The sequence below is a fragment of the Actinotalea alkalitolerans genome (assembly GCF_023369855.1).
Taxonomy (GTDB): Bacteria; Actinomycetota; Actinomycetes; order Actinomycetales; family Cellulomonadaceae; genus Actinotalea.
Window position 1 is genome coordinate 59706 of the sequence record NZ_JAMBPP010000019.1, and the last position, 10160, is coordinate 69865.

General features: G+C 72.5%; 8 protein-coding genes. 6 read left to right on the top strand and 2 right to left on the bottom strand.

Annotated features, from left to right (window positions below):
- Positions 1 to 12: 12 nt before the first annotated feature.
- Positions 13 to 1302 (bottom strand): glycoside hydrolase family 16 protein, encoded by a 1290-nt coding sequence (locus tag M1R94_RS18365; protein WP_249383183.1) that lies wholly within the window; start codon positions 1300 to 1302, stop codon positions 13 to 15.
- Between the two features lie 276 nt (positions 1303 to 1578).
- On the opposite strand from M1R94_RS18365, the gene M1R94_RS18370 reads away from it, so the two are divergent.
- The 4 genes from M1R94_RS18370 (at position 1579) to arr (ending at position 5311) form a co-directional block, all read left to right on the top strand.
- Positions 1579 to 2898 (top strand): ABC transporter substrate-binding protein, encoded by a 1320-nt coding sequence (locus M1R94_RS18370; RefSeq protein ID WP_249383184.1) that lies wholly within the window; start codon positions 1579 to 1581, stop codon positions 2896 to 2898.
- 43 nt (positions 2899 to 2941) lie between these two features.
- Positions 2942 to 4084: a dienelactone hydrolase family protein gene (locus M1R94_RS18375; protein ID WP_249383185.1), complete on the top strand. Its 1143-nt coding sequence runs from the start codon at positions 2942 to 2944 to the stop codon at positions 4082 to 4084.
- Between the two features lie 92 nt (positions 4085 to 4176).
- On the top strand, positions 4177 to 4842 hold the full coding sequence (locus M1R94_RS18380) for a PadR family transcriptional regulator (protein ID WP_249383186.1): 666 nt from the start codon (positions 4177 to 4179) through the stop codon (positions 4840 to 4842).
- A 7-nt stretch (positions 4843 to 4849) separates the two neighbouring features.
- Positions 4850 to 5311, top strand: coding sequence for an NAD(+)--rifampin ADP-ribosyltransferase (gene arr / locus M1R94_RS18385; protein ID WP_249383187.1), 462 nt, complete (start codon positions 4850 to 4852; stop codon positions 5309 to 5311).
- A gap of 60 nt (positions 5312 to 5371) precedes the next feature.
- Here the strand turns inward: arr and M1R94_RS18390 are convergent, their stop codons facing one another.
- Entirely contained in the window at positions 5372 to 7033 is a 1662-nt protein-coding gene (locus M1R94_RS18390) for a phospholipase D-like domain-containing protein (protein WP_249383188.1), read from the bottom strand.
- Positions 7034 to 7221: 188 nt separating this feature from the next.
- On the opposite strand from M1R94_RS18390, the gene M1R94_RS18395 reads away from it, so the two are divergent.
- Both M1R94_RS18395 and M1R94_RS18400 read left to right on the top strand, forming a co-directional pair.
- Positions 7222 to 8688: a sensor domain-containing protein gene (locus tag M1R94_RS18395; protein ID WP_249383189.1), complete on the top strand. Its 1467-nt coding sequence runs from the start codon at positions 7222 to 7224 to the stop codon at positions 8686 to 8688.
- Positions 8689 to 8806: 118 nt separating this feature from the next.
- A complete protein-coding gene (locus tag M1R94_RS18400; RefSeq protein WP_249383190.1) occupies positions 8807 to 10081 on the top strand; it encodes a serpin family protein in 1275 nt (424 codons plus the stop codon).
- The last annotated feature ends 79 nt before the right edge of the window (positions 10082 to 10160 follow it).

Consider the following 10160-nt stretch of genomic DNA (forward strand, 5'->3'; position numbering starts at 1 on the left):
TCGTGGAGCCGGTCAGAGGCTCCACTGCTGGTTGGCGGCGCCGTGGCAGTCCCAGATGTTGAGCCGCTGGCCGTCACGGACGGGCGTGCCGCCCACGGCGTCGAGGCACTTGCCGGACTGCGGGTTGCGCAGGGTCTTGCTCGGCGAGTCGTAGGTCCATCGCTGGGCCTGCGTCCCGTTGCAGGTCCACAGCTGCACGACGGTGCCGTTCGTCGTGCCGCTGGCCGCGACGTCCAGGCACTTGCCCAGCGCACGGATGGTGCCGTCGGCGCCTCGGGTCCACTGCTGGGCGACGTTGCCGTTGCAGTGGGCGACCTGTGCGGGGTTCCCGTCGTGGGTCTGGCCCCACGGCACGTCCAGGCACAGGGAGCCGGCGAGCCGGATCGTCCCGGTACCCGTGGGCAGGCTGCCGCCACCGTTCCCCGGGCCGCCACCGTTGCCGTTGTCGAACACCCGGATGTAGTCGACCTTCATCTGCTGCGGGAGCTGGGTCGAGCCGTCGGGGTAGCCGGGCCAGGACCCGCCGACGGCGACGTTGAGGATGAGGAAGTACGCCTGGTCGAAGACCCACGCGTTGCCGCCCACGCTCGCGCGCGTGACCTGGTGGTACTGCTGGCCGTCGACGTACCAGGTGATCGACCCGGGGCTCCAGTCGATGGAGAAGGTGTGGAAGTCGTCCGCGAAGGACCAGCCCTGCGGGTGCTGGTACATCCCGCTGATCCCCGCGCCGCCCGAGTACCCCGGGCCGTGGACGGTGCCGTGCACCCGATGGGGCTCATTCCCGACGTTCTCCATGATGTCGATCTCGCCCGAGCCCGGCCAGGGCACCTGGGGGAAGCCTGCGCCGAGCATCCAGAAGGCGGGCCAGATCCCCTGGCCGCGCGGGATCTGGATCCGCGACTCGATCCGGCCGTACCGGAGCTCGTGCCTGCCCTTGGTCGTCATCCGGGCCGAGGTGTACGAGCCGTCTGCCTCGCGCCGCGCCGTGATGACCAGGTTGCCCTGCCCGTCCAGGGCGGAGTTGGCCCGTGAGGTGGTGTAGTTCTGCAGCTCGTTGTTGCCCCAGCCGTGGGCGCCGGTCTCGTGGTTCCACACGGAGGCGTCGGGGGCCGCGCCGGCGGGGCCGGTGAACTCCTGCGACCAGACGAGATCGCCGGGTGCCGCGAGCACGGGGCCCGTGGGCAGGGGTGAGGCCGCGGCGGGGAGGGCCCCGGCGAGTGCGACCGTGGCCGCCGTGACGACCGCGAGGCCGGCGGCCAGTCGCCGTCTGGTGGTGCTGGGGTGGTGGTGTCGTACCTGCATCGGTGGCGTCTCCCTTGACGGTGGTGGGACCGGTCTCATCGCCGCAGGGCGACGTATCGAGTCGCGGTGCGGGGAGCGGGGTCCGTGTCGACCCGGGGACGACCCTAGTCATGTCGATCATGACTCGGCAAGGCGAGTCAGTCATTCCGGGCACGGCAACCACTTGACACGGGGCCTTCCGGTACTGAACATGGAAAGCGCATTCCATCTCCACAGGCAGGGTCGGTTCTCCGGCTCGGCCGGCAACGACGCCGAACGGACACCAGGAGAACCACCATGCGCCAGCACCGAACCCGGCCCCTGACCCGGGTCGCAGCACTGACCGGCCTCGCGGCCCTGGTCCTGACCGCCTGCGCGCAGGGCGGGACAGGAACGGACGCGCCCGACACCACCGCCGAGGCCGACGGTGAGGCCACCATCCGGTTCGCGTGGTGGGGCTCGGACCACTACCACGAGATGTACCAGGACGTCGCTGACGCCTTCATGGCCGAGAACCCCGAGGTCACGATCATCAGCGAGTTCACCGACTGGGGCGGGTACTGGGACAAGCTCGCGACCACGGTCGCGGCCGGTGACACCCCCGACGTCCTCATGCAGGAGCAGCGCTACCTGCGCGAGTACGCCGAGCGTGGCGTGCTCGCCGACATCAGCGAGCACGGCCTGGAGGCCTCAGGCTTCGACCAGGCCCTGCTCGAGACGGGCATGATCGACGGGGCGCTGTATGCGGTCCCCACGGGTGTCAACATGTTCGCCCTGGTGGCCAACCCGCAGGTGCTGGAGCAAGCGGGCCTCGAGATGCCTGACGACACGGCCTGGTCGTGGGAGGAGTTCTCGGAGCTCATGAACGCCGTGAGCGCCAGCACGCCGGACGGGACCTACGGCAAGCAGGACTGGGGCAGCAATGACGCCGGGCTCTCGGTCTTCATCCGTCAGCACGGTGAGCAGCTGTACACCGAGGAGGGTGCGCTCGGGTACTCCGACGAGACCCTCGAGGAGTGGTGGCAGATGGCCCTGGACCTGCAGCGCGAGGGCGGGCAGCCTCCCGCGACGATCGGGGTGGAGATCGGTGCGCGGGGTCCCGAGCAGTCCCTCGTGGGCACCAGCACCGGCGCGGTGATGGCTGAGTGGACCAACCAGCTCACGGCGATCGCCGGCGCCTCCGGGCAGGACGTGCAGCTGCTCCGCTGGCCGGGCGAGAGCACGGGGGAGCGCACCGGCATGTACTTCAAGCCCACCCTCTACGCCTCGATGTCCTCGACGACCGAGCACCCCGAGGTCGCGGCTCGCTTCATCGACTTCATGCTCAACAGCGAGACGGCCGGAGACATCATCCTCGCCGACCTCGGCCTGCCGGTGAACCTCGAGACCCGCGAGCGGGTCGTGCCCGAGCTGCCTGAGGCCGACGGCCGGTCGGCCGACTTCGTCGCAGACCTGGCCGACGAGGTCGTGGACAGCCCGGCGGTGCCGCCAGTGGGAGCCGGTGAGATCTCGGCGATCCTCGAGCGGATCAACACCGAGGTGCTGTTCGAGAGGATGACCCCGGCGGAGGCCGCCGCGCAGTTCCGTGCCGAGGTGGAGGCCGTCATCGGGACCTGAGCCCCGAGGCCTGACCGTCGACCGTCCCGTCCCAGGAGGAGCCGTGCCGCCAGCCACCCCCCGTCCCAGCGCCCTGGGCGGGTACGAGGACTGGCCCGGGTGGATGCGCGGCCGGCCCCTCCTGGCCGGGGACCCGGCCGCGGCGGGTCTCGCCGAGGTGCTGGGCGTCCCCCGGCCCGACGGCCGACCAGAGGTGCGGGCCGAACGGTCCTGGGCCGAGGACGGCGTGGAGGTCGTCGAGCTCACCTGGCACGTCGGTCTCGGCCCCTCGACCACCGCGTGGGTGCTCCGACCTGCCGTCGGTCCGGGAGGAGGCGGGGGTGGCCTGCTGCCCGGCATCCTGCTGCTGCACTGCCACGCCGGGGTCAAGTCGATCGGCGCCGAGCGGCTGGTGCGGACGCCCGGGCCGACCCCCGTGGCCGTGCGGCTGCGCGATGACCTGTACGGCGGTCGGTCGCTCGCCGCCGACCTGGCTCGCCGTGGGGCCGTCGTGCTGGTGCACGACACCTTCGCGTGGGGGACGCGTGGCTTCGACCTCGACCCTCTGCCGGCGAGCCTGGTCGAGCCGGTGCGCCGTGCCGAGGTGGCGTGGGCCGCCGAGGGCGTCACGCCGGACCCCTGGGACCGCTACGACCTCGCGGCCGCCCTTCACGAGCACGTGGTCGCCAAGGCCGCCGGGCTGCTGGGCACCTCGTTCGCCGGGATGGTGGCCCACGACGACCTGGTGGCGCTCGGGGTGCTGCGCGCCCAGCAGGGTGTGGATGCAGCACGGACCGCGGCGGTGGGGTTCTCCGGGGGCGGCGGGCGCGCAGCCGTCCTGGCCTCGCTCGACCCGGACCTGCGGGCCGCCGTGGTCGCGGCGATGATGACGACCACCGACGCGCTGCTGCCCCACTACGCCGACGCCCACTCCTGGTTGCTGACCACGCCGGCACCGCGTGGCCGGTTCGGCCTGCCGGAGGTCGCCGCGGCCCGCGGGGCGCACCGCCTGCTCGTGCTCTCCTTCGCCGACGACCCGATCTTCCCGCCCGACGGTGTCCGAGCGGCCCATGCCGAGCTCGCGGAGCGGTTCGCCGCGAGCCGTGCCGGCGGATCGCTCGAGGAGCACGTCCTGCCGGGCGGGCACGTGCTGACCGTGGCGGCCCAGGATCGCGTCGCCGACTTCCTCGACCGCGCGTTGAGCTGAGCACTCCGCGGCTCCCGGTCGCAGCTTGCACCTCCGCACACGTGCTGCTCGAGGTCTTGTCCCCAGATAGTTAGCGATATATCGTGATGCGCATGAGATACATCGACAGTGATCACGACATGGACCAGGACGGCAGCGGGCGCGGAGGCAGGGGACGCCGCTCCCACCACGAGGACGGGCCACGCGGCCCCGGCGCGGGACGGCAGGGCGGTCCGCGCCTCCACGACCGCCCCCACGGTCACCGCGGCGGCGGCGGGGGCGGACGCCGGATGCGCGGGGACGTCCGCAGCGCCATCCTCATGCTCCTGCGCGAGGGGCCGATGCACGGGTACCAGCTCATGGAGGCGATCGCCGAGCGCAGCGAAGGCCGGTGGCGTCCCAGCCCCGGAGCGGTGTACCCGACCCTCAGCCAGCTCCAGGACGAGGGGGTCATCACCCTGACCGCCGCCGGTGGCCGGCGGGACGCCGCGCTGACCGACCAGGGACGCGAGCTGGTGGACGCCGAGGCCGACGGGTGGTCGGACCCCTTCACCGCCGCGGCGGCCGGCGGGGACGACGCCGTCGACCTGCGTGGCGAGATGGGTCGACTCCACGAAGCCGTCCGCGTGGTCGGCCGCTCGGGCACCCCCGCCCAGCGCAGCGCGGTGGCCGCACTCCTCACCGACGCCAGGCGCCAGGTCTACCTGGTGCTGGCCGGGGACCCCGCCGGTGCACCCGAGACCGGTGACAGCACGACCCCGGCCGACGAGAAGGACTGACCGCCACATGGATGAGCAGACCACTCCGCGCACGCCGGTCACCCATGACCACTTCGACCACGTCGAGGGCCCGTTCTTCCACGGGACCAGGCACGCGCTCCAGGCCGGGACCCACCTCGTCCCCGGACACCTCTCCGGCTTCCAGCAGGGACGCGTGTCCAACAACGTCTACTTCACCGCACTGGTCGACACGGCCGCCTGGGGGGCCGAGCTGGCCACCGCGCTGAACGGCAACGGGGAGCGCGGGCACATCTACGTCGTGGAACCCACCGGGCCGTTCGAGGACGACCCCAACGTGACCGACAAGCGGTTCCCCGGCAACCCCACGCAGTCCTACCGGACCCGCGATCCCCTGCGCGTCGTCGCCGAGCTGGAGACCTGGCAGGGACACGCCCCCGAGGTGCTCCAGGGCATGCTCGACCACCTGGCACAGCTCCGCGAGCAAGGGCTTGACATCATCGAGGACTGACCACCACCGCGAGGCGGTTCCCCTGCACCCGTGCCGGTCGCCGACGTCGACCGACCAGGATCAGTGGTGCCCCCGCACCTTCATCCGCGGCGGCCGGCCGTCGGGGTCGACGAAGGCGCGGTACGCCGGCGAGGCGATCCTCCGTTGCCACCGGGTGGGCGCGACCATCACATGGGTACGCAGCCGTCCGGGCGGACGTGGTCCGGGGCGCCCTCCCGCGTACCAGGCGTCGAGCGCCGTCACGCTGCGGCGGAGGGTCGCCACGGCGTCGTCGGGGTCGAGCAGGCCCGTGTCGTCCGCCAGGTCCAGGTGCTCGCGCCACAGCTCGAGACGCAGCGAGCGGGCGAACACCCGGGCGCCGTCTCCCGTCCCCGCCGGGTCCAGCGGCTCGCGTGGGTCGCGCTCCTCGTCGACGACCGCCGCGGTCAGCTCGGAGTCGTGGGTCCACGACCGCCGGTTGAAGTTGTCCGAACCGACCGTGGCCCACACGTCGTCGACCACGCAGACCTTGGAGTGCACGTACACCGGGTTCCCCGCGGGGCTCTCCAGGTCCAGGACCAGCACCCGGTCCCCGCCGGCCTCCTTCACCACGTCCAGAGCCTGGGTGTGCGCGAGCAGCGCGACCGGGAGCGTCACCTCGGTCTCCTGGTCCGGGAAGCGGGGGACCACGACGACCAGGTGCAGGCGCGGCTCGCGCAGCAGGGCCTCGGCGAAGACCCGCGCGACGCTCGTCGACCACAGGTACTGGTCCTCGATGTAGACCAGCCGTTGGGCACGTCGCAACGCCTTGGCGTACCCCCGGGCGATGCTGCGCTCACCGTGCGGCGCGAACGGGTAGCCGCCCCACCGGTTGGGGTAGGTCCGCAGCAGCTGGACCGAGCAGGTCCCCGGTGCGGGTGGGTCGGGCTGGGCCTCGGGCAGCGGGCTCGGGCGCCGCTCGGGCAGGTCCAGCAGATGAGGGACCAGGTGCCAGGGGCGGCGCGAGAGGGCGGCCGGGTCGCCCCAGCGCTCGCGGAAGACGTCCTCGACATCACGCACCGCCGGGCCGCGGACCTCGATCTGGACGTCGTGCCAGGCGCGCTTGCCGCCGTACCACCGGGCGTAGGGCATGCGCTGGGGGTCGCCACGGTGCGCGATGTCGTCGCGGCGGCTGTGCGCCACGTCGATCCCGCCGAGGAAGACGACGTCCTCCTCGGGACGACCGGCATGGCGCAGCACCACGAACTTCTGGTGGTGGCTGCCGAACGGGCGCACCCGCTGGTCGAGCAGCACCTCGCCCCCGGCCGCGTTGACGAACTCGGCGAAGCGCCGGTTCTGACGACGGGAGAAGCGCATCCGGTCCATCTGCGACCGCCACACGAGACCCTTGACGGTGACCCCCCGCTGGGCCGCCTCGGCGAGCAGCTGGGCGATCGTCGTCCCGTCGTCCCGCACGAACTCGTCGGGGTCGACCCGCCACCCGGCGAGCAGCACCGCGTCCCCTGCGCGCATCAGGTCGACCTCGTCGGCCAGGGCGGCGAAGTAGGGACGCCCGTGCACGAGGGGCCGGACCGCGTTGCCCTGCGTCCAGGTCCGTAGCCGGGTAGACCTGTTGCCGCGCTGGTAGGCCGTGAGGAACCAGTCGTGGTGGGGCTCGAGCGGCACGGCGGGAGGCACGGCGAAGTCGTCGAACCCGACGAGATGTACCCCGTCCCGGTGGACCTCGAGCCGCAGCGCGCCCATACCCTCACAGTCGCACACCACGACGGGGTCCGCCGAGGAACGACGACGACCGGGTCAGCCGGCCGGCGCCGGCCGGCTGGTGGTGCCTGACGCGAGATCTGACCGCTCCCGTGTCACCATCGTGTTACCGGGCTCGAGACTCCACGCGGTCGCGAAGGACACAGACATGATCACCTCCGGGCAGGGTCGTGACGGGTGACGCCGAGCGTGCCCTCGGTGCCCTGAGCGAGGGGCCGGGCACGCGGGCGCGCGCTGAGGACGCTCGCACTGACGGCGCTCGCACCGACGGCTCGAGCCTCGACTGGGCAGAGGCGCTCGTCGCGAGGGTGTGGCAGCTCGAGCAGGCGATCATCGACCTGCGCCGCGAGGTCGAAGAGCTCACGAGGAGCGGCGCCGCGTCACGTGCGGCCGGCGAGCAGGCCCGGACGATGGTCGAGATGCTGCCGCACATGGTCTGGCTCGCCCACCCCGACGGACGGCACGAGCACGTCAACCAGAACTGGTCGGACTTCACCGGGCTGTCCCTCGAGCAGAGCCGCGGCCTCGGGTGGGACCTTCCCGTCCATCCCGAGGACCGCGACCGCGCCGAGGAGTGCTGGGCGCAGGCGGTCCGTACCGGCGAGCCCTACGAGATCGAGTACCGCCTGCGCCGGGCCGACGGCGTCTACCGGTGGATGCTGGTCCGAGCGGTGCCGTTGCGGGACGAGGCCGGGACGGTCGTGAGGTGGGTCGGGACCTCCACCGACATCGAGGAGCTCAAGCGGGCCGAGGCGCGGGTCGAGGCCCAGGCCCGCCTCCTCGACCAGGCGCAGGACGCGATCCTCGTGCACGACCTCGAGCACCGCATCCTGTACTGGAACCCGTCCGCCGAGCGGATCCACGGGTGGACCGCCGACGAGGCGGTCGGTCGGTCGCTGGCCGACCTCATCTGTCCTGACCCCGTTCCGGTCCGGGACGCGATGGACGTCCTTCGCCGCAAGGGCGAGTGGAGCGGTGAGCTGCACACCGTGGACAGGTCCGGGGCGACCCTGGTCATGGAGGCACGGTGGACGCTGCTGCGGCGCCCCGACGGGACCCCGCGGGCGGTGCTGGCGGTGAACACCGACGTGACCGAGCGCAAGCGCATCGAGACGCGGTACCTCGAGTCCCTCGAGGCCAGGGCGACGCGTGACCCGCTCACCGGGCTCGCCAACCGCGCGGTGCTGTTCGACCGGCTCGAGCTGCTGCTCGGCCAACGGCGGCGCGGCGGCCTGGCGGTCGTCTTCCTCGACCTCGACGCGTTCAAGACGGTCAACGACCTGCTCGGCCACCGGGCGGGGGACGAGCTGCTCGTCAGCGTCGGCACGAGGCTCACCGGCACGAGTCGGCACGGCGACGTGGTGGCGCGCATCGGTGGGGACGAGTTCGTCGTCGTGGGCGAGGCGGAGGACGAGTCCGCAGCGCTGACCCTGGGCGAACGGCTGCGCGCGGCCGTGGGTGGACCGACGACGGTCGACGGCTCGACGGTGACGGTCACGGCGAGCGTCGGGGTCGCGTTCATCGGTCAGGACGACACGGTGGACGCCGACGACATCGTGTCCCGCGCCGACTCCGTGATGTACGAGGTCAAGCGAGAGGATCCAGGGTCGGTCCGGCTCGCCGGCCGGGCGGGTTGACGGCGGACCCGAGCTGCGTGCGGCGTCTCGGGTCGAGGTGGCCGCAAGCCCGCCCGGTCTCACGACACATCCGCAGTAGGGGCCCGCGCGAACGGCCCCACGGCAGTCGGAGGGCGACGTGCGACACGGCGAGGATCGGACGGCGGCCGACCGGTCGAGCGCAGCCCGCCGGTCCTGGCCCGTAGCGGTGCTGGTCGCGAGCGTGGCCCTGGCCGGCTGCGGGGACGCGGTGCAGCCCGGGTTCGTGCACCGGGGCGAGGTCGGTGCGGTGCAGCTGGGCCGGTGGACGGCCCAGGACGTGGCACAGGCGCAGACCGACCTGGGGCTGGACCTGCTGCGGACGATGTGCGCCGAGCAGCCACGCGAGAACCTGCTGATCTCGCCGACCTCGGTCGCCGAGGCCCTCACCCTGCTCTACCCCGCTGCGGGCGGGTCGACCGCTGAGGACCTCCAGGCGCTGATGCACCTGCCGCAGTGGTCGCCCGACCTCGTGGCCGCGCTGCACGAGCACACCCGAGCCCTGGGTGACCTGCGGTACGACGGCGACCTCGACGACGACGCGCCCGACAGCCTGCGGATGAGCAACCGGATCTGGACGGCGTCGGGCCTGGAGCCCGAGAGGACCTACCTGGACGACGTCGCGACCGCCTCGGCGGCGGAGGTCGAGAACCTTGACTTCGCCGGGGACGCGTCGGGGGCCACGGACCGGATCAACAACGCCGTGCGCCTGGACACCGGCGGGCTCATCGAGAGGCTCTTCGACTCGACGCTGGACCCCGGCACCCGTGTGGTGCTGACCAACGCCCTGCACCTCGACGCGACCTGGCGGGTGCCCTTCACCGCAGTGGAGCCCGAGCCGTTCACGACGGCAGCCGGGGAGTCCGTGACGGTGCCGATGATGTCCGGCTCGACGGGTCAGGCCCGGCAGGACGAGGGATGGACCTCGGTGGACCTGCCCTACCGTGACGGGACCCTCATGGCGGTCGCCGTCCTGCCACCCGTGGGCGAGGACCCGTGCACCGTGGACGGCGACACCCTGCGCGCGCTGTCCCAGGCGCCGCCGACCGAGGTCGACGTCGAGGTGCCACGACTGTCGATCGAGCAGACCCACGAGCTGCTGGGCCACCTCGCAGGCCTCGGGCTTCCCGTCGAGGGGGACTACTCGGGTCTGGGCGAGGACGGTCTGCGGGTCGACCGCGTGGTGCAGAAGACCGTGCTGGAGGTCGACGAGGTCGGGACCGTGGCGGCCGCCGCGACGGGCATCAGCATGGAGACCTCGTCGAGGCTCCCCCTCGAGGTCGTCACGCTGGACCGACCGTTCCTGCTGCTGCTGACGGACACCGCCACGACCTCACCGCTGTTCGTCGCGGTGGTGCACGACCCGTCGGCCTGACGGGGCGGCCCGCTCAGGCGAGCATGCTGCGCAGCATCCAGGCGGTCTTCTCGTGCACCTCGAGCCGGCGGGTGAGCAG